Raw genomic sequence first — 23201 nt, 5'->3', positions numbered from 1 at the left:
CCACCCGACAGTGGTGGAGAGGCGAACCCCCAGTCGAGCCCAGCCCAGCAAACCCCGCCAAGCCCAGCGCAGCGCCCCGCAGAGGAGAAAGCCCCCGTGAGCAAGCCCGTGCGGCCGGCGGCCGAAGGTACGGATCCCTTCGGTACCGCCCGCCTCCGCCGCGGAGTCCTCGACGCCTGGGCGGCAGCCCCCGCCCGCTTCCGCGAGGACGCCAACGCCGAGGAAGACCTCGCCCTCGGCGGCTACCGCGACCGCCTGGTCGTCGAGCTGGCCCAGAACGCCTCCGACGCCGCCGCCCGCGCCGGCGTCCCCGGACGCCTCGCCCTGACGCTGCGCGACGGCGTCCTCGCCGCCGCCAACCGCGGCGCGCCCCTCGACGCCGCCGGCGTGGAGTCCCTGGCCACCCTCCGCGCCTCCGCCAAGCGCGAGGACAGCGCGGCCCAGCAGGGCCACAGCGTCGGCCGGTTCGGCGTCGGCTTCGCCGCCGTGCTCGCCGTCAGTGACGAGCCCGCCGTCGTCGGTCGCACCGGCGGCGTCCGCTGGTCGCTCTCCGAGGCCCGCGAGCTCGCCGCGGAGACCGCCCGGTTCAGCCCGGGCCTCGGGGACGAGATCCGGCGCCGCGACGGCCACGTACCGCTCCTGCGGCTCCCCCTCGCCGCCGAGGGCACCGCCCCCGAGGGATACGACACGGTCGTCATCCTGCCCCTGCGCGACGCCGCCGCCGAGGATCTCGTCGCCCGGCTCCTCGACGGCATCGACGACGCCCTGCTCCTCGCCCTGCCGGGGCTCGCGGAGGTCACCGTCCAGACCCCGGACGGCGCCACCCGCACCCTGCGCCGCCGCGCCGAGGCCCCGTACACCGTCGTGGAGGACAGCCGCGACGGCACGACCCGCTGGCGCATCGCCGACCGGCAGGCCCCCCTCGACCCCGCCCTCCTGAAGGACCGGCCCGTCGAGGAGCGGCTGCGCCCTTACTGGTCGGTCACCTGGGCCGTCCCCGCGGACCACGCCGGCGCCCCGGCGCGGCCCCGCACCACCCCCGTCCTGCACGCCCCCACCCCCAGCGACGAACCGCTCGGCCTGCCCGCGCTGCTCATCGCCTCGTTCCCGCTGGACACGGCCCGGCGGCACGCCGCCCCGGGGCCGCTGACCGACTTCCTCGTGCAGCGCGCGGCGGACGCGTACGTCGAACTCCTCACCGCCTGGCGCCCGGTGGCCGAGGAGATCATCGGCCTGGTCCCCGGCCCGCTCGGGCAGAGCGAGCTGGACGGCGCCCTGCGCCAGGCCGTCCTGGAGCGGCTGCCGCGCGCCGCGTTCCTGCCGCCCGCCCTGCCCCGGCGCGGGGAGGACGAGGACGAGCTGCCCGAGGCCCTGCGGCCCCGCGACGCGGAGGTCGTGGAGGGCGCCGGCGCGGACACCGTGCGCGTCCTCGCCGAGGTGCTGCCCAGCCTGCTGCCCGCGGGCCTGGAACGCCGCGCGGAGCTGCGCACCCTCGGCGTGGCCCGCGTCCCGCTGACCGAGGCGGTCGACCGCCTCGCCGGTCTGGAGCGGGAACCCGGCTGGTGGCGGCGGCTGTACGACGCCCTCGCCGGGGTCGACCCCGACCGGCTCTCGGGGCTCCCGGTGCCGCTGGCCGACGGGCGTACGACGATCGGGCCCCGCCAGGTGCTGCTGCCCGCCCCCGGCGACGAACGCGACCCCGCCTCGCTGGCCCGGCTCGGCCTGAAGGTCGCCCACCCGGACGCCGTGCATCCGCTGCTCGAAAAGCTCGGCGCGCTGCCCGCGACGCCCCGCGCGGTCCTGACCACGCCCCAGGTGCGCGCCGCGGTCGCCGCCTCCCTGGACGACGACACGTGGGACGAGGACGCGCCGGACGCCGAGGAGTTGGCGGACATCGTCCTCACGCTGGTGCGGGACGCCGATCTCGCGCCGGGCGAGATGCCGTGGCTCGGCGCGCTCGCCCTGCCCGACGAGGACGGCGAGCCGGCGCCCGCCGGTGAGCTGGTCCTGCCCGGCAGCGCCTTCGCCGAGGTCATGCGGGACGACGAACTGGCGCTGGTGGACCAGGAGCTGGCCGACCGCTGGGGCGAGCAGCCGCTGGCCGCCTGCGGGGTGCTGGCCACCTTCGCGCTCGTACGCGCCACCGATGTCGTGCTCGACCCCGACGAACTGGAGCCGCGTGACGGCGACTTCGCCGAGCCCGATGACGTCGGTCTGCTGGACGCCGTGGACGTGTGGTGCGAGGACCTCCTCGACGGGCTGCCGGACACCCCGGTGCCGCCGGTCGCCACGGAGATCGTCGCCGTACGGGACCTGGACCTGGTCGACGACGAGCACTGGCCGCAGGCGCTGGCGATGCTCTCGCGCCCCCCGCTGCGGGACGCGCTGACGCAGCCGCTGCGGGTGCTGCTGCCGGACGGCACGACGCGGACCGTCCGCTCGTACACCGCCTGGTGGCTGCGCGGGCACCCCGTCCTCGACGGCCGCCGGCCCGCCGGGCTGCGCGCGGCGGGCGGCGATCCGCTCCTGGTGGGTCTGTACGACGCGGCGGACGCGTCCGGGTTCGGCGACGAGGAGGTGCTGCGGGCCCTCGGCGTACGGACGTCGGTGGCCGCGCTGCTCGCGGAGCCGGGCGGCGCGGCCGAGCTGCTGGACCGGCTCGCGGACCCGGAGCGGCCCGTGTCCGCCGCCCAGCTGCACGCCCTGTACGGCGCGCTGGCCGATCTCGACCCGGAGCGGGTGACGCTCCCCGACGAGCTGCGCGCGGTGGTGGACGGCGAGGTCGTGGTGGTCGACGCGGCGGACGCGGTGATCGCCGACGCCCCCGATCTGCTGCCGCTGGCCGGCGGGGTGGCGCTGCTGCCCGTGGAGCCGCGCCGGGCCGCCGACCTGGCGGAACTGTTCCAGGTGCGCAGGCTGAGCGAGACGGCGGCCGTGGAGCCCGCGGGGCAGGGCGTCGAGCGCGCGGTGCCGGAGCCGGTGCGGACCCTGCTGGGGGCGGCGACCCCGCGTACGTACGTGGAGCACGACGAGCTGGTGGCGGGCGGTGTGGAGCTGGACTGGCGGCGCACCCCGGACGGCACGGTGCACGCGGCCACCCTGGAGGGCGTCGCGGCCGCTCTCGCCTGGGCGGCGGGGCAGTGGCCGCGCCGCTTCGAGGTGGCGGCGCTGCTCGAGGACCCCTCCCGGACGGCCGAGCTGGCCCGCGACCGCTGGTTCGACTGACCTCCGGGGTCGCGGTCGCCGGGTTCCATCCCGCCAAAGGGGGCGGAACCCGGCATTCCGTGGCGGGGGGCTCGTATTCCAGGGCGACAGCGAACCAATTCGCCCGCGTCGTACAACCGTTCGGCCCTGGTGGGGGTCTGATCTTGCGAGTCAACAGACTCCTAGATCACCCGGATCTCGCGTGACGGCACCTGCACCGCGAGGTCCCCTTCTCCACTTGGGGAAACACATGCGCATCCGCGCCACCGTGGCCGCACTGTCCGGCACCCTGGCCCTGTCCGCACTGGCTGTTCCGGCCGCCCAGGCCGCCGACGCCCCGAAGGTCCCGAACCTCGCCTCCGTCGCCGAGCGCGGCCCGGGCGACGAGACCGTGGGCGACACCAAGATCACGAAGGTCACCGTCAACGGCGGCAAGGACATCGTGGTCGGCACCTCCGTCAAGAAGACGGTCGTCATCAGCGTCACCGCCACGGACCCCAAGGGCATCAACGACGGCGCCGCGCTCCTGTGGCACGGCTCGGAGTTCTCCGAGGAGAACCTTGACGGCTCCATGGTCCCGGGCGAGGACGAGGAGGCCGACTGCAAGGCCGTCAACGCCACCACGGGCACCTGCACCATCAAGGTCGTCGCCGACCCCAAGAAGAACATCTACGGCAACATCCTCGCCGGCAAGTGGAAGGTCCTGGCGGGCGCCCAGGGCAAGGACGGCGACTACATCATCCGCGACTCGTACGCGAGCGTCTCGGTGAAGCGCGCCGCCAAGCTCACCACCAACGCCTCCCCGGAGCCCGTCAAGAAGGGCAAGACGCTCACGGTCGCCGGCGCCCTGACCCGCGCCAACTGGGACACCAAGGCGTACGCGGGCTACACCGGCCAGTCGGTGAAGCTCCAGTTCAAGAAGAAGGGCGCCAGCGCCTACACCACCGTCAAGACGGTGAAGTCGGGCTCCCGGGGCGCGCTGAAGACGACCGTCACGGCCTCCGCCGACGGCTACTTCCGCTACTCCTTCGCCGGCACGTCCACCACCCCGTCGGTGACGGCCACCAGCGACTACGTCGACGTCCAGTAGATCCCGCGGGTAGGGGACTACGCCGGAAAGCGGCGGTCCAGTACGCGGTAGGCGGCCTCGACGGCCAGTGAGGCCACCGCCGCGATCGCGACCGCCGCCCACGGCATCACCGTGCCCACCAGCCTCAGCTGGAAGAAGTCCTGGAGCCAGGGCACGGTCAGCACGAGCAGGAAGCCGAGACCCATCGCGCCGATCAGGGCGACCCGCCACCACGTGTAGGGGCGGGCGATGATGGCGAGGACCCACATGGCGATCAGGAACAGCGCCAGGGTCGCCGCGCTGGTCTCGGCCTCCCGCGCGCCCGCCCCCGCGTAGTGGTGCCGGGCCAGCAGATACGTCACGAAGGTGGCGACGCCCGCGATGACGCCGCCGGGAATCGCGTACCGCATGACCCTGCGCACGAAGTGCGGCCTGGCGCGCTCCTTGTTGGGGGCGAGGGCGAGGAAGAACGCGGGCACGCCGATCGTCAGGGTGGAGAGCAGCGTCAGGTGCCGGGGCAGGAAGAGGTACTCGACCTGCGAGCAGACCACGAGCAGCGCGATGATCACCGAGTAGACGGTCTTGACCAGGAACAGCGTGGCCACGCGCGTGATGTTGCCGATGACGCGGCGGCCCTCCGCGACCACCGAGGGCAGCGTCGCGAAGCTGTTGTCGAGCAGCACGATCTGGGCGACCGCCCGCGTCGCCTCCGATCCCGACCCCATCGAGACGCCGATGTCGGCGTCCTTCAGGGCCAGCACGTCGTTCACGCCGTCGCCCGTCATCGCGACCGTGTGCCCGCGTGACTGGAGGGCGCCGACCATGTCGCGCTTCTGCTGCGGGGTGACGCGGCCGAAGACGGAGTTGTCGTCGAGCGCCCGCCCCATCTCCTCCGGTTCGCCCGGCAGCCGGCGCGCGTCCACGGCGTTCTCGGCGCCGGGCAGCCCGAGCTTGCCCGCGACGGCGCCCACCGAGACGGCGTTGTCGCCCGAGATGACCTTGGCCGCGACGTCCTGCTCCGCGAAGTAGCGCAGGGTGTCGGCGGCGTCGGGGCGCAGCCGCTGCTCCAGGACGACCAGGGCGGTGGCGTGCGCCGAGGCGGCCACGTCGGGGGCGTCGAGGTCGCCGGCCGCGCGGGCCAGGAGCAGCACGCGCAGGCCCTGCCGGTTGAGCTCCTCGATCTCGGCGAGGGCCGGGTCGCCGTCGGGCAGCAGCACGTCGGGCGCGCCGAGCAGCCAGGCCGACGTGGTGCCGTCCCCCTCGCTGAAGGAGGCGCCGCTGTACTTGCGGGCCGAGGAGAACGGCAGCGACTCGGTGCAGCGCCAGTCCTCGCTGTCGGGGCAGGCGTCGATGATCGCCTGGAGCGAGGCGTTCGGCCGGGGGTCGGACTCGCCGAGCGCGCCGAGGACCTTGCGTACGTACGCCTCGTCGCTGTCGTTCAGGGGGCGCAGCTCGGTGACGTCCATGCCGCCCTCGGTGAGCGTGCCGGTCTTGTCCAGGCAGACGGTGTCGACGCGGGCCAGGCCCTCGATGGCGGGCAGTTCCTGGACGAGGCACTGCTTGCGGCCGAGCCGGATCACGCCGATCGCGAAGGCGACGGAGGTCAGCAGCACGAGCCCCTCCGGGATCATGGGGACGATCCCGCCGACGGTGTAGGCGATGGACTCCTTGAAGTCGTCGTCCTTGACGACGAGCTGGGAGATCACCAGGCCGATGGAGGTCGGCACCATCAGCCACGTCACGTACTTGAGGATCGTGGAGATGCCCGAGCGCAGCTCGGAGTGGACGAGCGTGAAGCGCGAGGCCTCTTCGGCGAGCTGCGCGGCGTACGCCTCCCGGCCGACCTTGGTGGCGGTGAACGCGCCGCCGCCCGCGACCACGAACGAGCCGGACATCATCTTGTCGCCGGGCTTCTTGACGACCGGGTCGGCCTCACCGGTGAGGAGGGACTCGTCGATCTCCAGGCTGTCGGCCTCGACGGTCTCGCCGTCCACCGGGATCTTGTCGCCGGGCCCCAGCTCCACCAGGTCACCGAGGACGATCTCTGAGGCGGAGATCTCGGTGGCCCCGCCGTCGCGCCGCACGGTCGGTCTCGCCTCGCCGATGACGGCGAGGGAGTCCAGGGTCTTCTTGGCGCGCCACTCCTGGAGGATGCCGATGCCGGTGTTGGCGACGATGACGAAGCCGAAGAGGCTGTCCTGGATCGGCGCCACGAAGAGCATGATCACCCAGAGCACGCCGATGATCGCGTTGAAGCGGGTGAAGACGTTGGCCCGGACGATCTCGGGCAGGGACCGGGAGCTGCGCACCGGTACGTCGTTGACCTCGCCGCGGGCCACCCGCTCGGCCACCTCGGCGGCCGTCAGGCCGGTGGCCCGGGGCGCGGAGGGCGCCGCCGGGTGGGCCGGTTCGGCTTCGGCGCCCGCGTCGATATGCGTCATGCATTCGACGGTAAGGGGGGCGGTGGGGGTTCACCCCTTGAGCGCGGCGAAGATCCGACCTCGGTAGGACATGTCCGGTCCTGTGGTCGTACGCGCGGCCCGGGGGCGGCGGGACCTTGTTACCGGGACTCGGTGACCTTCGCCCTCTTGAGGGCGGCGTCGCGGCGGCGTACGTACCAGATGCCGATGAGGCCGAGGCCGCCGCCGGCCAGGCACGTCCACACCCACCAGGTCGTGTCGCGCTCGTCGAACCAGCCGTAGAAGGGCAGCTGGACCAGGAAGAGGACGAACCAGAGGATCGTGCCGCCGGTGATGGTGGCGACCACGGGGCCCTCCAGGGGCTCCGGCGCCTCGTGCTGGGGGGATCCCGAAGAAGGTGCGGCCATGGGCACAGCTTACGAGGCGGGTCCAGTACCGCCTACACCCGTTGCGGCACCTGGGTCTACGCGCGGAGATAGCGATTTTCTCCTCATGTATTCATACTGAAACGGCTTATGAATGGCCGGTTGCTTTCGTACGAACATACAAGTCACGAGGTTTTTCATGTCCCCCTCGGCCAGTGCCCCGGTCGACGCCGGCAACGAGCCCGCGAAGCCCCCGCAGGGCGGTCTCGACGGCTACTTCAAGATCACTGAGCGCGGTTCGACCCTGGCCAGGGAAGTCCGTGGCGGCTTCGCCACCTTCTTCGCGATGGCCTACATCATCGTGCTGAACCCGATCATCCTCGGCAGCGCGAAGGACATGTACGGGCACCAGCTCGACAACAAGCAGCTGGTCACCGCGACCGTGCTCACCGCCGCCTTCACCACGCTCCTGATGGGCGTCATCGGCAACGTCCCGATCGCGCTCGCCGCGGGCCTCGGCGTGAACACCGTCGTCGCCCTCCAGCTCGCCCCCCGCATGTCGTGGCCCGACGCCATGGGCATGGTGGTCCTCGCGGGCTTCGTCGTGATGCTGCTGGTCGCCACCGGGCTGCGGGAGCGCGTGATGAGCGCCGTGCCGCTCGGGCTGCGCAAGGGCATCGCGATCGGCATCGGCCTGTTCATCATGCTGATCGGCCTCGTCGACTCCGGCTTCGTCTCGCGCATCCCGGACGCCGCCCACACCACCGTCCCGCTCCAGCTCGGCGGCGACGGCCACCTCAACGGCTGGCCCGTCCTGGTCTTCGCCCTCGGCGTGCTGCTCACGCTGGCGCTCCTGGTGCGCAAGGTGCCGGGCGCCATCCTCATCAGCATCGTCGTCATGACGGTCGTCGCGATGGTCATCAATGCCGTCGCCACCGTGCCCAGCTGGGGTCTGACCACCCCGAAGTGGCCGGGCAACCCCGTCTCGACGCCCGACTTCGGGCTCGTCGGCGAGATCAGCCTGTTCGGCGGCTTCGAGAAGGTCGGCGTCCTGACCGGCGTCCTGTTCGTCTTCACCGTGCTGCTCTCGTGCTTCTTCGACGCGATGGGCACGATCATGGGCATCGGCGACGAGGCCGGGCTGACCGACGCGGGCGGCAACATGCCCGGCATCAACAAGGTGCTCTTCGTCGACGGCATCGCGGTCGCCGCGGGCGGCGCCTCGTCCTCCTCGGCCACCACCTGCTTCGTGGAGTCCACGGCAGGCGTCGGCGAGGGCGCGCGCACCGGCCTCGCGAACGTCGTCACCGGCGGACTGTTCGCCGTCGCGCTGTTCCTCACGCCGCTCGCCACGATGGTGCCGTCCCAGGCGGCCACGCCCGCGCTGCTCGCGGTGGGCTTCCTGATCCTGTCCGGCTCCATCCGGCAGATCGACTGGGCCGACCCCACCATCGCCATCCCCGCGTTCGTGACGATGCTGATGATGCCGTTCACGTACTCGATCACCAACGGCATCGGCATGGGCTTCATCACGTTCACCGTGCTGCGGCTGGCCGCGGGCCGGGGGCGCGAGGTGCCGGCCGCGATGTACGCGGTGTCGGCGGTGTTCGCCTTCTACTACCTGATGCCGGCGCTGCAACTCACCTGATCACGCGGCCCCGGTCGGGGTTCCCCGCAGCCGTGCCTGATGAGCGTCCGGACCACCTGGTCCCGGGCGCTCATCCGTTTTTCGGCGGCCGCCGGCAGACGCGTGGGAGACGTGGGGGAGGCGTCGCGGGAGACGTCCGGGAAGCAAGTGGTCCTTAGCCAGGGTAATGAGTTATGCTAACGACCATGCCGGACCTCTCCCATGGTGACGACGCCGTCGCCGTGAACGCCTTGCGCTCCGCTGTGATGCGCCTGTCCCGTCGACTCAAGCACCAGCGGGTCGACGAGTCGCTGAGCCCCACCGAGATGTCGGTGCTCGGCACCCTCGCCCGCTGCGGCCACGCCACCCCGGGCGAGCTCGCCCGCAAGGAGCACGTGCAGCCGCCGTCGATGACCCGCATCGTCGCCCTGCTCGAGGCCAAGGGCCTGGTCCGGCTGGAGCCGCACCCGGAGGACCGCCGCCAGAAGGTGGTCACCCAGACCGAGACCGCCGAGGCCATGCTCGAGGAGAGCCGCCGCAAGCGGAACGCCTGGCTGGCCGGGCTGGTCGAGCATCTCGACGAGGACGAGTGGGCGCGCCTGCGCGCCGCCGCCCCCGTCCTGGAGAAGCTCGCCCACCTCTAGGCCCCGCCCGGTCCTCGCGCCCGCGGGAGACGGCCCCGCACCTGGCGGGGAGACGGCTCCCGCACCCCGCGGAACACGACCCGCGTACGACCGATCGACCCTTCGTACGTCCAAAGGAGGCGAACGCACTTTGAGTACGGGATCCGGAGCACCCTCCGCCCCCGCACCAACCACCCACGACACCCCTGGCCACACCCGTAAGTCCTCGATGTTCAGCTCGCTGAGGATCCGCAACTACCGGCTCTTCGCGACCGGGGCCGTCGTCTCCAACACCGGCACCTGGATGGCCCGCATCACCCAGGACTGGCTGGTGCTCAGCCTCACCGGGTCCTCCGCGGCCGTCGGCATCACCACCGCCATGCAGTTCCTGCCGATGCTGCTCCTCGGCCTCTACGGCGGCGTGATCGCCGACCGGTTCACCAAGCGGAACCTGCTCTTTCTCACCCAGGGCGCGATGAGCCTCAGCGGCCTCTTCCTCGCCGCGCTCACGCTCACCGGACACGTCCAGGTCTGGCACGTCTACGCCGCGGCCTTCTTCACCGGCCTCGTCACCGTCGTCGACAACCCGACGCGGCAGTCCTTCGTGCCCGAGATGGTCGGACCCGACCAGGTCCGCAACGCCGTCTCGCTGAACTCCGCGAACTTCCAGTCCGCCCGCCTCGTCGGCCCCGCCGTGGCCAGCGCCCTGACGGCGGCCGTCGGACCCGGCTGGGCGTTCCTCGCCAACGGCCTGTCCTTCCTCGCGCCGCTCACCGGCCTGCTCCTGATGCGCCCCGCCGAACTGCACCCCACCCCGCGCAAGCCGCGCGGCAAGGGGCAGCTGCGGGAAGGCCTCACCTACGTCTCCCGGCACCCCGAGCTGATCTGGCCCATCGTCCTCGTCGGCTTCGTCGGCACGTTCGGGTTCAACTTCCCGATCTGGCTGAGCGCCTTCGCTAACGACGTCTTCCACGGCGGCGTCGGGATGTACGGGCTCTTCAACACCCTGATGGCCATCGGCTCCCTGGCCGGGGCGCTCCTCGCCGCCCGGCGCGGCACCTCCCGGCTGCGGCTGCTCGCCGGGGCGGCACTCGCCTTCGGCGTGCTGCAGATCGTGGCGGCCTTCGCGCCCGAGCTGTGGATGTTCGTCGCGCTGATCGTGCCCATCGGCATCCTCGGCCTGACGGTGAACGTCACCGCCAACTCGGCGGTCCAGATGTCCACCGACCCCGAGATGCGGGGCCGCGTCATGTCGCTGTTCATGATGGTCTTCACCGGCGGCACACCGCTCGGCGGACCGCTCTTCGGCTGGCTCGCCGACGCCTACGGTGTACGGGTCAGCATGGCCGCCGGCGGCCTGGTCTGCGCGCTCGCCGCGGTCGGCGTCGGCCTGATGCTGGCGCGCGCGGCGAACCTGCGGCTCAAGGTGGACCTGCGCCGCGGCCGGCAGCACGTGCGGTTCGTGCCGAGGGAGCGGGAGCTGGCGACGGCGGCGTGAGCCCCGCCCGCGCGGGTTCCGCCCCTCGGGACTCTCCCGGCACGCCCTATCGTCGGACCCATGAGACTCTTCGCGGCCGTGCTGCCCCCGGACGCCGTCGTCGCCGAACTCGCGGCGGCGGCGTCCGGGCCGCAGGGCCTGCCGGGCGCCGACACCCTGCGCTGGGCGCCCCCGGCGAACTGGCACTTCACGCTGGCCTTCCTGGCCGAGGTGCCGGCGGAGACCGTGCCCGATCTCACCGCCCGCCTGGCACGGGCCGCGCACCGCACCCCGCCGTTCACCCTTGCCCTGCGCGGCGGCGGCCACTTCGGGGACCGCGTCCTGTGGGCGGGCGTCACGGGGGAGACGGCCGCGCTGCGGCTGCTGGCCGGGCGGGCGGAGGCGGCGGCGCGCAAGGCGGGCCTTACGCGGGAGGAGGCCCGGCCCTACCGCCCGCACCTGACGCTGGCGCGCGGGGGCGGGGGCACGGACCTTCGGCCGTACGCCGACGCGCTCGCGTCCTTCGCGGGCGCGCCGTGGACGGTGGACGAGCTGACCCTCGTACGCAGTGAACTGCCCCGGAGCGGTGTGCCGGGGGAGCGGCCCCGGTACGAGGCGGTCGGGCGCTGGCCGCTGGGAGGCGCCGCCCGGCCGGCGGACCCGGCCGGTTAACCTCGACGCTGTGGACCCGAAGACAAGAAACCGGATCATGGCCGGTGTGCTCGTGATGATGTTCGTCGTGGTCGCGGTGGCGGCCGCGCTCGGCGGCTAGGACCTACTCGACCCCGCCGGGCCTGCCCGGCCCGGCTCGGCCGCGCCCGGACCCCGCCGGGACAGACAGCGGGCCGCCCCGCGTACCCCTGGTGCCCGTCGGCTACCAGGCGAAGGACTCCGGTGCCGGGCCGGGGCCGGGGAAGATCTCGTCCAGGGAGTCGAGCAGCTCCCGCGACAGCTCCAGTTCGACGGCGCGCAGCGCGGAGGCGAGCTGTTCGGCGGTGCGCGGGCCGACGATCGGCGCGGTGACGCCGGGCCGGGTGAGCAGCCAGGCCAGGGCGACCTCGCCGGGTTCCAGGCCGTGCTTGTCGACCAGGTCCTCGTACGCCTGGACGCGCGCGCGGACCTCCGGCTTGGCCAGCTCCGCCGCGGCCCGTCCGCCGCTGCGGCGGGCGCCCTCCTGCTTCTTCAGCGCGCCGCCGAGCAGCCCGCCGTGCAGCGGTGACCAGGGGATGACGCCGACGCCGTAGTCCAGCGACGCCGGCAGGACCTCCGTCTCGGCGTCGCGCACCGCGAGGTTGTACAGGCACTGCTCGCTGACGAGACCGAGACTGCCGCGCCGCGCGGCGGCCTCGTTGGCCTGGGCGATCTTGTAGCCGGGGAAGTTGGAGGACCCGGCGTAGAGGATCTTCCCCTGCTGGACCAGGACGTCGACGGCCTGCCAGATCTCCTCGAACGGCGTCTGCCGGTCGATGTGGTGGAACTGGTAGATGTCGATGTAGTCGGTCTGCAGGCGCTTGAGCGACGCTTCGACGGCGCGCCGGATGTTGAGCGCGGAGAGCCGGTCGTGGTTCGGCCAGACGCTCTCGCCCTGCGCCGTCATGTTCCCGTACACCTTGGTGGCGAGGACGACCTTGTCGCGGCGCTCGCCGCCCTGGGCGAACCAGGTTCCGATGATCTCCTCGGTGCGGCCCTTGCCGGCGCCCTGGCCGTACACGTTGGCCGTGTCGAAGTAGTTGACGCCCGCGTCGAGCGCGGTGTCCATGAGCGAGTGGCTGTCGGGTTCATTGGTGAACGGCCCGAAGTTCATGGTGCCGAGCGTGAGCCGGCTGACCTTGAGCCCTGTGCGTCCCAGCTGCGTGTACTTCATGAGGCCCTAGCCAAGTGGCTGGAGTGGGCTCCAGGCAAGGGGTTCGGGATCACTCTCGGGAGAAGTCGGAGGTGTCGAAAGCGAGGCCGAGGAAGGTGTGGGTGAGGTCGATCTCCTGGCCGAAGTCGACGGTCGTTGTGACGTGGTAGTCGCCGTCCTTGGGCCGGGTGTAGGCGTGGCACTTGCCCTGGTAGGGGTCGACGACGAGATAGACGGCGACTCCGGCGGTGGCGTACCCGGCCTTCTTGGGTCCGTAGTCGTTCGGACCCGTGCCCCGGGAGATCACTTCGGCGACGAACTCGACGTCGCCGCAGAGGAACCCGCCCCGCTTCGTGCGTTCGGCACCCTCGGCGACCAGGGCCACGTCACTGCAGAAGGCGTTCAGCTCACCGGGGTAGTCGATGCGGACGTCGGACAGCGTGCGCCGACGGGGGTACTTGGTCCTCAGCTGATCGTAGATGCCCGCGATGATGTCCCAGTGGTTGGCCCGCTGCGGAGTCATGTGGACGGCCCCCTCGATGATGTCGATCTTGTATCCCTCGAGGAAGGGCCCCCGCTCGAGCGCCTCGAACATCTCGTCCAGGCGCGCGGTGTTGTTGTCGGCCATCTTGATCCTGTCGTCCACAAGAGTCATCGTGGCGCTCCTCCCCGGCCACCCTCGGTCGAAGGCGGCCGCGCAGTACAACGATACGCACGGAGGCAAGGTCACGTCCGGTCACGAGCCGCCCAGCCACCCCGCCGCGTCGAGGCGGAACGCCTCCGGGGGCACGACCGCGCGCAGACCGGATTCGAGGTCGCGCAGGCGGTCGACGCCGAGGGACGCCGCCCACTCCGCCCGCAGCTCGTCGAAGACGACCGCCGAGCGGCGCAGCGCGTCGATGCCGTGCGGGGTGACGCGGACCAGCTTGCGGCGGGCGTCGGCGGGGTCGTCGGCGCGGGCCGCGTAGCCGAGGGCGACGAGGCGGTCGACCGTCTTGCCCGCCGCCTGCTTGGAGACGCCGAGGCGGCGGCCGATCTCGCTGGCGGTGGCGCCCCGGGCGCCGATGGCCTGGAGGGCGAAGCCGTGGGCGGGGCGCATGTCGGGGTGGCCCTGGTGGGCGAGTTCGGCGTGCACGCGGTCGATGAGGGAGCGGAAACCGGCGAGGAGCAGGAAGGGAAGTTCGTAGCCCCTGCCGTGGGCCCCGTCGGCCGCGTCGGCTCCGGCGGCCGCGTCGGCTCCGGCGCGCCCGTCCTCCCCGCTTCCCTGGATCCCCTTGTGCAGATCGTCAACCCGGTTTACCTTTTGTTCGTCAACCATGTTGTCGATAGTAGGGGGTACACCTTGTTCACCGACCACACCGTGGAGACCGCACCGGCCGAGTCCCGCCCCGCCATGGAGCGGGTGACCCAGGCCTTCGGGCGGCTCCCGAACGCCGTCGCGCGGCTCGCCGAGTCCCCCGAACTCCTCAACGAGTTCCTGGAGTCGAGCGCCGCCTTCGAGCGCACGACGCTGGAGCCCGTCGCCCGCGAGGTCGTCATCATGACGGTCGCCACCCGTAACGACTGCCACATCTGCGTCACCATGCACACCGGCAAGCTGCGCGAGCTGGGCGCGGGGACGGAGCTGATCACGGCCCTGCGCGAGGAGCGTGAGCTGCCCGACGAACGGCTCGAAGCGGTACGGCAGTTCACGCTGGCGGTGCTGGCCACGGTGGGCGGCGTCGGCGACGACGAGCTGAAGGCGTTCCTGTCCCACGGCCACACCGAGCGCAACGCCCTCGAAGTCGTCCTCGGCATCGGTACGTACACGATGTCGACGCTGGCGAACCGACTGACGCGGGCGTCCTGACCGAGCCGGTTCGGGCGGACCGGGTCTTGGTGCCGGTACCACCAACGCCCTTACATACACGCGGGGTTGACCGACAATAGGGGTCTCGGCATGAGTCCGATGGCATGCCCATGACTCGGGGGTGGTGGCGTGGGGTCCGTGGACGTGGTCGCGGAAGCGGTGCGCGTGATGGCGGGGTTCGCAGGTGGCGCGGCGGGCGCGGTGGGGGCGGAGGTGGGACAGACCGTCTCCGATCTCGTACGGCAGCGCATCGGCGGGACCTCCTCCGGGCAGGCGGCGCTGGACGTCGTGGAGGAGAGGCCGCAGGACCCCCAGGCGCTGGCCGCGCTGCGGGAAGCGGTGCGGGAGCTTGTCGCGGCGGACCCGGAGTTCGCCGCCCGGCTCGCGGAGGCGCTGGCGGGCCCGCCTCCGGCCGGCCCTCCCACGGCTGGTCCGCCACCGGCCGAGCCCCCTCGGGAGTACACGGGCAGCATCGTGATCGACGGCGGTGCGAAGGTGCGGGGCAGCACCCTGTCGCTGGGCCCCGTGACCTTCAACAACACCCCCGCGGGGCGCACGGCGCTGGCGGCGTCGCTGGCCGTACTCCTCGTTCTCGTGGTCTTCGCGGTCTACGGCGGCACGCAGTTGTTCGGCGGCGGGGACTCGCCGGGCCCGGACCGGGCGTCCGTCCCCGGCGGCCGGTCCCAGCCGGGCGGTTCGGCGACCGGTGGCGGAAGCGACGCGGCACCCGGTGCGGGAACCGGTGTGGACGGGGCGGGTGGATCGCAGAAGCTGGTGCCGCTGGCCGACGCCGACGCGGTCCTGAGCGTCCTGCCCGATACGACCAGCCTGTCCTCCGGCTGGACCCAGAGCAGCCCGCCCACCGCGGACGTCGCCTCCCAGGACGACGGCTCGACCTTCGAAGGCTCAGCCGTGTACTACCCGAGCTACGGCATGGACACCCAGTTCCTGGTCTACGCGTACCCGAGCGAGAAGAAGGCGGTCGCCGCCTTCAAGGAGAAGAGCCGCGAGGCGGCGAAGGAGGGCGCGCAGCGGATGACCATGCCGGCCATCGGTGACGAACTCGTCGCGTTCTCCGTGACCGAGGGCCGAGGCGGCGGATACGTCTCCGAGACCACCAACTACACGCTGGTACGCACGGGGACGGTACTCACTGTCGTGGGCGGCAAGGACACGGAGAGCCGCAAGTACGGCAGCGACGACCTCCAGTTCGCCACGCAGCTCATGTCCGACCGGGCGCGGGCCGCGCAGGCGCGCTGAGGAAGGCGGTCCAGGTGGCGGGGGATATCTGGAGGGTGGGGCCGCTGGGGTTCAGCTTTGAGTCGCGGATGTGGATGGTGGCGGGCGTTGCGGCTACCTCCAGGCATTCGCCGCCTTGCTCGCTACTGTGGGTGGACTTGGTCCAGCTGAGGGCCGCCTCCAGGCATTCGCCCTCGCCACCGCTGTAGCTGCTCTTGAACCAGTTGAGGTCCACGCTCATAGTCCCTGCGCCACCTGTTCGATCAGCTTCGCTGACTCTTCCGGGTTCAGAGCCTGCGCCCGCAGAATGCCATATTTGCCGAACAGGTCTCCCAGGTAGGGCTGTTCGCATACAAAGTAGCCGCCACTCGGTCCTTCCACATAGGCAAGCTGACGACGCTCTGCTGTCTCCAGCAGGATCATGGAGCCGTTCAGCCCCGCGTGGACGTGCCGCGCATGCGGCATGACCTGGACCTCGACGTGCCGTAACTGTCCGATGCCGAGGATGTGGTGCAGCTGCTCCTTGAGGACCGGTGGGCCGCCGATGGGTCGGGTGAGAGTGCTCTCCTCCAGTACGTAACTGACGTTCGGCGCGGGCTTGCGCTGGAACAACCGCTGGCGCCCCACGCGGTCGACCACCCGCTTCTCCACCTCGTCGTCGTCCAGAGTCGGGTAGCAGTTGCAGGCGTAGACCGCCCGGGCGTATGCCTCCGTCTGGAGCGAACCAGGAATCACGTGGCTCTGGTACACGTGAAGGGCAGAGGCGTTCTTCTCCTCAGCCAGATAATCCTCGGTCCACGGCCGTAGCCCGCTGCTCCCGAACTCCTTCTCCGCGAGCAGCGTCAGTGCACCCTGTGCACCCAGTACCTGATCGGCGATCTCGACCAGTTTCCCTTTCGGGGGCCGCTCGCCCCGCTCCACCATCGCCACCTGCGACTTGGAGTACTGGACATGCGTGCCCAGCACCTCCAGGGTGAGCCCGGCCCGCTCGCGGTAGAACCGCAACAGCGCGCCGAACGTCTCCGAACCTCGTTCACCGGAGTGCACAGCGACCTCCCCAAGCGCACAGCGCAGCACGACGCCTACGAATCCCTGGTCACAGTATGTGAGCGCCCGACAACATCTGACGCATGAACTCGGAAACCTCATCACTCAGGGTCCACGACTGGATCCCGGCGACGGGCCACGCCCTGCGCCACGCCGGCATTCACTTCGACGCGGTACGGATCGAGGGCGCGCTCGGCGACCAAGTCGCGTACGACCTGATGCAGTTCACGGACTTCCGCGCGGGCCCGATCGTCCGCGAGGCGACGGGTGGGCGCTACCTCTACTTCCTGCTGCCCCCGCAGACAGCGGACTCCCGCACCTGGCCGGTCGGCGCGCGTGCGCTGAGCCGACGCTCGGGGAACCTCGCGTACGTGGGCGTGCCGGCGTTGGACGGCTACACGTGGCCGCTGGACTGGCGGTCGCGCCCGACGAGTGAAGTCCCCTTCGTGGAGGTTGATCTGCTGCACGAGACGACTGAACGCGCGGCACGGTGACCGCGTCATCACGCGCCGAGTCCTGCCCCGCCATGGAGCGAGGCCCCGCGCCCGTCAGCCTCCCTGTGACTTGATGTGCTCGATCACCTCGTTGAAGTCCTTCGTCGGTGAGAAGTCGACGTACTCGCAGTCCTCAAGGGCCACCGGGGCGTGACCGGGCGGCCAGTAGAAGGCCTGACCCGCCTCGTAGACCTCGTCGCCGTCCGGCGTCCGCATCTTCAGCCGCCCCTTGAAGAGATAGCCCCAGTGCGCGCACGGGCAGAGGTCACCGGCCAGCCCTTTGAGGGCCGGTCCCAGGTCGGTGCCTTCGGGAAACCTCACGAAGGCGACCGACATGTCTCCGCCGACGTCCTGAAAACGCAGCTCCACTCCGCCGTCCGCGATGGCGACCGGAGTGTCCTTCCGCGTGATCGCTGTCATGGCTCCTCCCTGCTCACCTGCTCACCTGCTGAGAGGCACGGGGAAACACCCTCCCTTCCAGCGTGGACCCGAGTGCCGCACAGTGCGCGCCGGCCGCCTCAGGGCGCCGGTGCGACGGCACGTGAATTCGTACCGTTCCGGTAGCGCCCCGGCGTGGTGCCGAAGGTCCGGGTGAACGCGTGCGAGAGGGCGTAGGGCGAGCCGTAGCCCACCTGGCGGGCCACTGTCTTCAGGGGGTGCGCCGTGTCGCGCAGGAGCGTGGCCGCCCGGGACATGCGCCACCAGGTGAGGTACGTCATCGGGGCGCGGCCCACCAGCGTCGTGAAGCGGCGGGTGAGGGTGGCGCGGGAGACCCCCGTGCGGGCGGCCAACGAGGTGCTGGTCCAGGCGGCCTCGGGGGAGGCGTGCAGGAGCCGCAGGGCCTCGGCGACCACGGGGTCGGCCAGGGCGGCGGGCCAGCCGGCGCCCGAGGTGTGGTCCGTCGTCCACGCCCGCACCATGTAGATCAGCAGCAGGTCGAGGAGCCCGGACACGGCCACGTCAGCACCGGGGAGCGCCGCCCCCGTCTCCCGGCCGAGCAGGTCGATCGCCGCCCGCAGCTCCGGGTGGTGTCCGGCGCGGCGGGGCAGATGCACGGTCTGCGGCAGCTCGGCGAGCAGCGGGTGGGCGTGCCGGCGGTCGAAGCGGTACTTCCCGCAGAGCAACTCGGTGGCCGGGCCGTCCTGTTCGGGGAGCGGGAAGGGGGCCCGCGAGGGGCCGGCCGCGTCGAGCCGATGCTCGAAGGGGGCCGCCCGTGCGACGGTGCGGGCGTCCGCCGGTGCGTCCGCGAGGACGTGGCCCGCCCCGCGCGGCAGCAGCACCGCGTCGCCCGTCGCGAGGGTGAGCGGGGCGCCGCCGCCGTCCGGCAGCAGCCAGCAGCCGCCCTCCAGGACCACGTGGAACCCCATCCCGTCGTACGCGGGCAGCCTGCTGCACCAGGAGCCGCTGACCCGGACCCGGTGGGCGTCGGGCCGGCCGACCCGCGCGGCCGCGATCGCGTCGCTCACTACGTCCATGGCGGCAGCGTAGAGGAACGGGTGGTGAGTCATGCGCGTATCCGGGCGAGCGGTTCGGGCATTGAGGCGCTCACCCGGTGCTGCCTACGGTCGTACGCATGAACGAACACCTGATGGTCGGCGAGGTCGAGATCCGGCGCGTGGTGGACCTGGAGGCGCCCTTCCTGCCCGCCACCGCGCTCGTGCCCGGCGTGCCCGAGGAGCGGTGGCGCGAGAACCGGTCCTGGCTCGCGCCCGACTTCTGGGACCCCGACAGCGGCCGGGTCATGGCCGCCGTACAGACCTGGGTGCTCCGGAGCGAGGGGAAGACGGTCCTGGTGGACACCGGCGTCGGCAATGGACGCCACCGGCCGGACGCCCCGCACTTCGCGGACCTGGACACCGATTTCCCGGCCCGGCTCGCCGCCGCCGGAGTGCGCCCCGAGGACGTCGACATCGTCGTCAACACCCACCTGCACGCCGATCACGTGGGATGGAACACCCGCCGCGGCGACGGCGGCTGGGTGCCCACCTTCCCGAACGCCACCTACCTCATGCCGGCCGCCGACCACGCCCACTTCGGCCCGCGCGGCGCGGACCGGGTCAGCCGCGACCCCGTCTTCGCCGACAGCGTCGCGCCCGTCGACCGCGCCGGGCAGACAGTGCTGTGGAGCGGCGCGTACCGCATCGACGCCCACCTCAGCCTGGAGGCCGCGCCCGGGCACACCCCCGGCTCGTCCGTCCTGCGGCTCGCCTCGGGAACCGACCGGGCGGTCTTCGTCGGCGACCTCCTGCACACCCCGGTGCAGATCCTCGAACCGGAGCACAGCAGCTGCCTGTGCCTCGACCCGCGTGCGGCCGCCGCGACCCGGGCGCGCGTCCTCGGGCGGGCCGCCGACGAGCGGGAGCTGGTCGTTCCGGCGCACCTGCGAGGGGCGGGCGCGGCCGAAGTGCGGCGCGCGGGAGGGAAGTTCGCGATCAGGCGGTGGGCCGCGTGAGCTCCCGGGTGTCCGGGAGGCCCGTGTAGGGCCCGCCGATGCCCCACGCCTGCGCCATCGCCTCGGCGAAGGCGGCGGCCAGCTTGTGCTCGCCGCTCGCGTTCGGGTGGGTGCCGTCGTAGGTGTCGGCGTGGATGTCGTACGAGGACGGCGGCGAGGCAAGGAGCAGGGGCGAGCGGCCGGTGTCCAGGTCGGCGACCGTCTTCGCGAGGAGCTCGTTGAAGTGGGCGACCTCGGCGGCGAACGGCGCGTCCGTGGCGGCCCGGATGTTCGGGATCACCGGGAGGAGGACCATCCGCACGCGCGGATTCGCCGAGCGGGCCCCGGCGACGAACGCCCGGACGTTGACGGCCGTCTGCTCCGCGTTCGTGTAGAACCCGAGGTCGATCAGACCCAGCGAGATCAGCAGGACGTCCGCCGGATCGCGGGTCAGCGCCTCCGCGATCCGCGGCGCCATGTGCAGCCAGCCCTCGCCCCAGCCCGCCAGGTGGTGGCGGGGGAAGTCGGGGGAGGCGTCGGCGTAGTCGTGCGACAGGGGCGCTCCCGCCGCCTTGTCGTGGAGCGCGGTGCGCGGCCCCACCACGGCGACGCCCCCGTCGCCCAGGGTGGCGCGCAGGTGCTGCCACATGCGGTGGCGCCAGGTGTGTTCACCGGCGCTCCCGATCGTCATCGAGTCGCCGACGAACATGAACCTGAGCATCCGCACATCATCGCGGATGGGCGCCGCCGCCCGCGATGTGAGGCCGCACACGCCCCGCCGTCGCGCGGATGGCACGCTTGGGCCCATGCGTTCGCTTCGGGCTCTCCCCTCCGTCCTCGCCGCCGCCGTGCTGCTCCTGACCTCGGCGGGGTCCGGCGCGGCCGACGGCGGGCACGACGGGTTCACCATGAAGGACCCGCGGATCGTGGAGTCCAGCGGCCTGGCCGCCTCCCGCGCCCACCCCGGCGTCTACTGGACGCACAACGACCAGGACAAGGGCGCCTACCTGTACGCCGTCGACTCCAGGACCGGCAGGACGGTCGCCACGGTCACCATGACCGGGATCGGCGCGCCCCGGGACGTCGAGGCGATCTCGGTGGGGACCGACGGCTTCCTCTACGTCGGCGACATCGGCGACAACCTCGGCGGCACCTGGCCCCACGTGTGGATCTACAAGCTGCCCGAGCCGAAGACGCTGAAGGACCAGGCGGTCCGCGCCACGCAGTACGTCGTGAAGTACGCCGACGGGGCGCGGGACGCGGAGGCGCTGATGGTGCACCCGAAGACCGGACGGATCTACATCGCGGACAAGAAGGAGGAGGGCGGCAGCCTCTACGAGGGGCCTGCCACGATGTCCACCGCCGGTCCGAACGTCTTCCGGCGGATCGCCGCCACCGACCTGTGGGTCACCGACGGCGCCTTCTCGCCCGACGGCCGCCGGCTGTCCCTGCGCGGCTACTTCGGCGGGGTCGACCTCGCCTGGCGGGGCGCGGGCAGGAAACCCGTGCGGGAGGGGCGGCTGAGCGTGCCCTTCCAGCGGCAGGGCGAGTCGATGACGTACACCCCGGACGGCACGACCCTGATGTACGGCACCGAGGGCGCGCAGAGCGCGGTGACGCCCGTGGAGGTGCGCGGCAAGGGCGGGGGCGGCTCCGACGGGCCGTCGGGCGGCGGGAGTTCGAGCGGCGGGGCCGGGGGCGGGGACCTGGGCGGGAACCTCGCCAAGGGCGCGCTCACCGCCGGTGCCGTGCTGTTCGTCCTCTTCGGGCTGAAGCGGTTGCTGCGCAGGCGCTGACCCGGGCCGCAGTCCCGGCCCCGGTTCTCGTGGTGGCCTGCGCGGAACTCGCCATCCTCGCGCTGACCGCCCTCGCCATCGGCTGGCGCTCCAGCGCCGGGCCCCTGGACACCGCCCTCGCCTTCGGGCTGCTGCTGTTCCTGCGGTTCAGCCTGATCTGGGTCGGGGTCTACCTCGGCCTCGTCGTGCCGACACCGGAAGCCGCGGGCGGTCTCTACGCCGTCGCGTTCCCGCTCACGATGATCTCCAGCGTGTTCGTGGCGCCGTCGCTGATGCCGGACTGGCCGGCGCCGGTCGCCGCGTGGAACCCCGTCTCCTCGACGGGTACGGCCATCCGGGAGCTGTTCGGCAACCCGGGCGCCGGGGGCGGGAGCTGGGTCGAGCGGCACGCCGTGCTGATGGCCGTGGTGTGGCCGATCGTGATCTCGCTGGTCTTCCTGCCGCTGGCGGTACGGAGGTTCCGGCAGCTGAGCCGATAGGCCCCGGCAGGAGCGGGGGGAACCGCGCGACCGGCCGCGGCGCATCCGCGGCCGGTCGGGCGGTGAAGTGCTAGAGCTTCTCGATCACGAAGTCGACGCACTTGGTCAGCGCCTCGATGTCCGCCGGGTCGATCGCCGGGAACATCGCGACCCGCAGCTGGTTGCGGCCCAGCTTGCGGTACGGCTCGGTGTCCACGATGCCGTTGGCCCGCAGGGCCTTGGCGACCGCCGCCGCGTCGATCTCGTCCGCGAAGTCGATCGTGCCGATGACCTGCGAGCGCTTGGCCGGGTCCGTGACGAACGGCGTCGCGTACTTCGACTCCTCCGCCCAGCCGTACAGCGTCCGCGAGGACGCCGCCGTGCGGCCGGTCGTGAACTCCAGGCCGCCCTGGGAGTTCATCCACTCCAGCTGCTCGCCGAGCAGGAAGAGCGTGGCGAGCGCGGGGGTGTTGTACGTCTGGTTCTTGCGGGAGTTGTCGATCGCCGTGGGCAGGCTGAAGAACTCCGGCACGTGCCGGCCGGACGCGTGGACGCGCTCGGCGCGCTCGATCGCCGCCGGGGAGAACACGCCGATCCACAGACCGCCGTCCGAGGCGAACGACTTCTGCGGGGCGAAGTAGTAGACGTCCGTCTCGGCGATGTCGACCGGCAGGCCGCCCGCGCCGGACGTGGCGTCCACCAGGACCAGGGAGCCGGCGTCGGCGCCCGCGACGCGCTCGACGGGAGCGGCGACACCGGTCGAGGTCTCGTTGTGCGTGAAGGCGTAGACGTCGACGCCCGCCTCCGCCTTCGGGTCCGGGTGCGTGCCCGGGTCGCTCGTGATCACGGTGGGCTCGGCCAGCCACGGGGCGAGCTTGGCCGCCTTCGCGAACTTGGAGGAGAACTCGCCGAAGCTCAGGTGCTGCGACTTGTTCTCGATCAGGCCGTGCGTCGCCACGTCCCAGAACGCGGTGGAACCGCCGTTGCCGAGGACGACCTCGTACCCCTCGGGGAGGGAGAAGAGGTCCTTGACGCCCTCGCGCACCCGGCCGACCAGGTTCTTGACCGGCGCCTGGCGGTGGGACGTACCGAGGAGGGAGGTGCCGGTGGCGGCCAGGGCGTCCAGCGCCTCCGTCCGCACCTTGGAGGGGCCCGCGCCGAAACGTCCGTCGGCGGGCTTCATGTCAGCGGGAATCCGGATCTCAGCCACGAGGTGAGCCTAGCGGTTTCTGGCACGGGGGCCTTGAACAGTCCGGCGT

Annotated in this window: 22 protein-coding genes and 1 pseudogene; 12 read left to right on the top strand and 11 right to left on the bottom strand. The window is 72.1% G+C overall.

Annotated elements, in window-relative coordinates:
• The first annotated feature begins 96 nt into the window (after window positions 1–96).
• Both ABZ385_RS24035 and ABZ385_RS24030 read left to right on the top strand, forming a co-directional pair.
• Window positions 97–3225, top strand: coding sequence for a molecular chaperone Hsp90 (locus ABZ385_RS24035; RefSeq protein ID WP_358913080.1), 3129 nt, complete (start codon window positions 97–99; stop codon window positions 3223–3225).
• Window positions 3226–3454: 229 nt separating this feature from the next.
• Window positions 3455–4294 (top strand): calcium-binding protein, encoded by an 840-nt coding sequence (locus ABZ385_RS24030; RefSeq protein ID WP_358585804.1) that lies wholly within the window; start codon window positions 3455–3457, stop codon window positions 4292–4294.
• A 17-nt stretch (window positions 4295–4311) separates the two neighbouring features.
• Here ABZ385_RS24030 and ABZ385_RS24025 read toward each other — a convergent pair whose 3' ends face one another.
• A complete protein-coding gene (locus ABZ385_RS24025) occupies window positions 4312–6714 on the bottom strand; it encodes an HAD-IC family P-type ATPase (RefSeq protein WP_358913078.1) in 2403 nt (800 codons plus the stop codon).
• 119 nt (window positions 6715–6833) lie between these two features.
• Entirely contained in the window at window positions 6834–7100 is a 267-nt protein-coding gene (locus ABZ385_RS24020; RefSeq protein ID WP_358585808.1) for a DUF2530 domain-containing protein, read from the bottom strand.
• A 157-nt stretch (window positions 7101–7257) separates the two neighbouring features.
• Here ABZ385_RS24020 and ABZ385_RS24015 point away from each other — a divergent pair, with 157 nt between their 5' ends.
• The 4 genes from ABZ385_RS24015 to thpR all read left to right on the top strand — a co-directional run bounded on the left by ABZ385_RS24015 (window position 7258) and on the right by thpR (window position 11457).
• Entirely contained in the window at window positions 7258–8706 is a 1449-nt protein-coding gene (locus ABZ385_RS24015) for an NCS2 family permease (RefSeq protein WP_358585810.1), read from the top strand.
• Between the two features lie 185 nt (window positions 8707–8891).
• Entirely contained in the window at window positions 8892–9329 is a 438-nt protein-coding gene (locus ABZ385_RS24010) for a MarR family transcriptional regulator (RefSeq protein ID WP_055532087.1), read from the top strand.
• Window positions 9330–9459: 130 nt separating this feature from the next.
• Window positions 9460–10806, top strand: coding sequence for an MFS transporter (locus ABZ385_RS24005; RefSeq protein WP_358585811.1), 1347 nt, complete (start codon window positions 9460–9462; stop codon window positions 10804–10806).
• A 60-nt stretch (window positions 10807–10866) separates the two neighbouring features.
• Window positions 10867–11457, top strand: a complete 591-nt coding sequence (gene thpR / locus ABZ385_RS24000) for an RNA 2',3'-cyclic phosphodiesterase (protein ID WP_358585813.1) — start codon at window positions 10867–10869, stop codon at window positions 11455–11457.
• A 202-nt stretch (window positions 11458–11659) separates the two neighbouring features.
• On the opposite strand, the gene ABZ385_RS23995 is transcribed toward thpR, so the two are convergent.
• The 3 genes from ABZ385_RS23995 to ABZ385_RS23985 all read right to left on the bottom strand — a co-directional run bounded on the left by ABZ385_RS23995 (window position 11660) and on the right by ABZ385_RS23985 (window position 13946).
• Window positions 11660–12649, bottom strand: a complete 990-nt coding sequence (locus tag ABZ385_RS23995) for an aldo/keto reductase (protein ID WP_358913077.1) — start codon at window positions 12647–12649, stop codon at window positions 11660–11662.
• Between the two features lie 49 nt (window positions 12650–12698).
• Window positions 12699–13283 carry a Uma2 family endonuclease gene (locus ABZ385_RS23990; RefSeq protein WP_358585816.1) on the bottom strand — a complete coding sequence of 195 codons (585 nt, stop codon included), beginning with the start codon at window positions 13281–13283 and terminating at the stop codon, window positions 12699–12701.
• Window positions 13284–13364: 81 nt separating this feature from the next.
• Window positions 13365–13946, bottom strand: a complete 582-nt coding sequence (locus ABZ385_RS23985; protein WP_358913075.1) for a MarR family transcriptional regulator — start codon at window positions 13944–13946, stop codon at window positions 13365–13367.
• 75 nt (window positions 13947–14021) lie between these two features.
• Between ABZ385_RS23985 and ABZ385_RS23980 the strand changes: the two genes are divergently transcribed.
• Window positions 14022–14477 (top strand): carboxymuconolactone decarboxylase family protein, encoded by a 456-nt coding sequence (locus ABZ385_RS23980; RefSeq protein ID WP_358913101.1) that lies wholly within the window; start codon window positions 14022–14024, stop codon window positions 14475–14477.
• Window positions 14478–14606: 129 nt separating this feature from the next.
• Window positions 14607–15737, top strand: a complete 1131-nt coding sequence (locus ABZ385_RS23975) for a hypothetical protein (RefSeq protein WP_358913073.1) — start codon at window positions 14607–14609, stop codon at window positions 15735–15737.
• On the opposite strand, the gene ABZ385_RS23970 is transcribed toward ABZ385_RS23975, so the two are convergent.
• Both ABZ385_RS23970 and ABZ385_RS23965 read right to left on the bottom strand, forming a co-directional pair.
• Window positions 15700–15957 carry a DUF397 domain-containing protein gene (locus tag ABZ385_RS23970; protein WP_358913071.1) on the bottom strand — a complete coding sequence of 86 codons (258 nt, stop codon included), beginning with the start codon at window positions 15955–15957 and terminating at the stop codon, window positions 15700–15702. The two genes, ABZ385_RS23975 and ABZ385_RS23970, sit on opposite strands and share 38 nt — an antisense overlap.
• A complete protein-coding gene (locus ABZ385_RS23965) occupies window positions 15954–16763 on the bottom strand; it encodes a helix-turn-helix transcriptional regulator (protein ID WP_358699903.1) in 810 nt (269 codons plus the stop codon). Before ABZ385_RS23965 ends, ABZ385_RS23970 begins: the two co-directional genes overlap by 4 nt.
• An 83-nt stretch (window positions 16764–16846) precedes the next feature.
• Between ABZ385_RS23965 and ABZ385_RS23960 the strand changes: the two genes are divergently transcribed.
• Window positions 16847–17257 (top strand): hypothetical protein, encoded by a 411-nt coding sequence (locus ABZ385_RS23960; protein WP_358913069.1) that lies wholly within the window; start codon window positions 16847–16849, stop codon window positions 17255–17257.
• A 54-nt stretch (window positions 17258–17311) separates the two neighbouring features.
• On the opposite strand, the gene ABZ385_RS23955 is transcribed toward ABZ385_RS23960, so the two are convergent.
• Both ABZ385_RS23955 and ABZ385_RS23950 read right to left on the bottom strand, forming a co-directional pair.
• Window positions 17312–17677 carry a hypothetical protein gene (locus tag ABZ385_RS23955; protein ID WP_358913067.1) on the bottom strand — a complete coding sequence of 122 codons (366 nt, stop codon included), beginning with the start codon at window positions 17675–17677 and terminating at the stop codon, window positions 17312–17314.
• 98 nt (window positions 17678–17775) lie between these two features.
• Complete coding sequence (locus ABZ385_RS23950; protein ID WP_358913066.1) at window positions 17776–18732, bottom strand: AraC family transcriptional regulator; 957 nt, start codon at window positions 18730–18732, stop codon at window positions 17776–17778.
• Window positions 18733–18830: 98 nt separating this feature from the next.
• Here ABZ385_RS23950 and ABZ385_RS23945 point away from each other — a divergent pair, with 98 nt between their 5' ends.
• The gene (locus ABZ385_RS23945; RefSeq protein WP_358913064.1) at window positions 18831–19709 is read left to right on the top strand and encodes an MBL fold metallo-hydrolase; all 879 of its coding nucleotides are present in this window, start codon (window positions 18831–18833) and stop codon (window positions 19707–19709) included.
• On the opposite strand, the gene ABZ385_RS23940 is transcribed toward ABZ385_RS23945, so the two are convergent.
• Window positions 19690–20409, bottom strand: coding sequence for a GDSL-type esterase/lipase family protein (locus ABZ385_RS23940; RefSeq protein WP_358698318.1), 720 nt, complete (start codon window positions 20407–20409; stop codon window positions 19690–19692). The genes ABZ385_RS23945 and ABZ385_RS23940 overlap by 20 nt on opposite strands.
• An 85-nt stretch (window positions 20410–20494) precedes the next feature.
• On the opposite strand from ABZ385_RS23940, the gene ABZ385_RS23935 reads away from it, so the two are divergent.
• Both ABZ385_RS23935 and ABZ385_RS23930 read left to right on the top strand, forming a co-directional pair.
• Window positions 20495–21484 (top strand): WD40 repeat domain-containing protein, encoded by a 990-nt coding sequence (locus ABZ385_RS23935; RefSeq protein ID WP_358913063.1) that lies wholly within the window; start codon window positions 20495–20497, stop codon window positions 21482–21484.
• Window positions 21485–21510: 26 nt separating this feature from the next.
• A pseudogene (locus ABZ385_RS23930) lies at window positions 21511–21963 on the top strand (ABC transporter permease); the annotation flags it as partial.
• 70 nt (window positions 21964–22033) lie between these two features.
• Here the strand turns inward: ABZ385_RS23930 and serC are convergent.
• The gene (serC, locus tag ABZ385_RS23925; RefSeq protein WP_358698315.1) at window positions 22034–23152 is read right to left on the bottom strand and encodes a phosphoserine transaminase; all 1119 of its coding nucleotides are present in this window, start codon (window positions 23150–23152) and stop codon (window positions 22034–22036) included.
• Window positions 23153–23201: the final 49 nt, after the last annotated feature.

It is taken from the genome of Streptomyces sp. NPDC005898 (assembly GCF_040629635.1).
Taxonomy (GTDB): Bacteria; Actinomycetota; Actinomycetes; order Streptomycetales; family Streptomycetaceae; genus Streptomyces.
This window is presented reverse-complemented; position numbering and strand designations above follow the sequence as displayed.

Coding starts and splice junctions, on each gene's coding strand:
- ABZ385_RS24030 (WP_358585804.1), top strand. CDS start 3,455: ATGCGCATCCGCGCCACCGTGGCCGCACTGTCCGGCACCCTGGCCCTG.
- ABZ385_RS24025 (WP_358913078.1), bottom strand. CDS start 6,714: ATGACGCATATCGACGCGGGCGCCGAAGCCGAACCGGCCCACCCGGCG.
- ABZ385_RS24020 (WP_358585808.1), bottom strand. CDS start 7,100: ATGGCCGCACCTTCTTCGGGATCCCCCCAGCACGAGGCGCCGGAGCCC.
- ABZ385_RS24015 (WP_358585810.1), top strand. CDS start 7,258: ATGTCCCCCTCGGCCAGTGCCCCGGTCGACGCCGGCAACGAGCCCGCG.
- ABZ385_RS24010 (WP_055532087.1), top strand. CDS start 8,892: ATGCCGGACCTCTCCCATGGTGACGACGCCGTCGCCGTGAACGCCTTG.
- thpR (WP_358585813.1), top strand. CDS start 10,867: ATGAGACTCTTCGCGGCCGTGCTGCCCCCGGACGCCGTCGTCGCCGAA.
- ABZ385_RS23995 (WP_358913077.1), bottom strand. CDS start 12,649: ATGAAGTACACGCAGCTGGGACGCACAGGGCTCAAGGTCAGCCGGCTC.
- ABZ385_RS23990 (WP_358585816.1), bottom strand. CDS start 13,283: ATGACTCTTGTGGACGACAGGATCAAGATGGCCGACAACAACACCGCG.
- ABZ385_RS23985 (WP_358913075.1), bottom strand. CDS start 13,946: ATGGTTGACGAACAAAAGGTAAACCGGGTTGACGATCTGCACAAGGGG.
- ABZ385_RS23980 (WP_358913101.1), top strand. CDS start 14,022: ATGGAGCGGGTGACCCAGGCCTTCGGGCGGCTCCCGAACGCCGTCGCG.
- ABZ385_RS23970 (WP_358913071.1), bottom strand. CDS start 15,957: ATGAGCGTGGACCTCAACTGGTTCAAGAGCAGCTACAGCGGTGGCGAG.
- ABZ385_RS23960 (WP_358913069.1), top strand. CDS start 16,847: ATGAACTCGGAAACCTCATCACTCAGGGTCCACGACTGGATCCCGGCG.
- ABZ385_RS23955 (WP_358913067.1), bottom strand. CDS start 17,677: ATGACAGCGATCACGCGGAAGGACACTCCGGTCGCCATCGCGGACGGC.
- ABZ385_RS23950 (WP_358913066.1), bottom strand. CDS start 18,732: ATGGACGTAGTGAGCGACGCGATCGCGGCCGCGCGGGTCGGCCGGCCC.
- ABZ385_RS23945 (WP_358913064.1), top strand. CDS start 18,831: ATGAACGAACACCTGATGGTCGGCGAGGTCGAGATCCGGCGCGTGGTG.
- ABZ385_RS23940 (WP_358698318.1), bottom strand. CDS start 20,409: ATGCTCAGGTTCATGTTCGTCGGCGACTCGATGACGATCGGGAGCGCC.
- ABZ385_RS23935 (WP_358913063.1), top strand. CDS start 20,495: ATGCGTTCGCTTCGGGCTCTCCCCTCCGTCCTCGCCGCCGCCGTGCTG.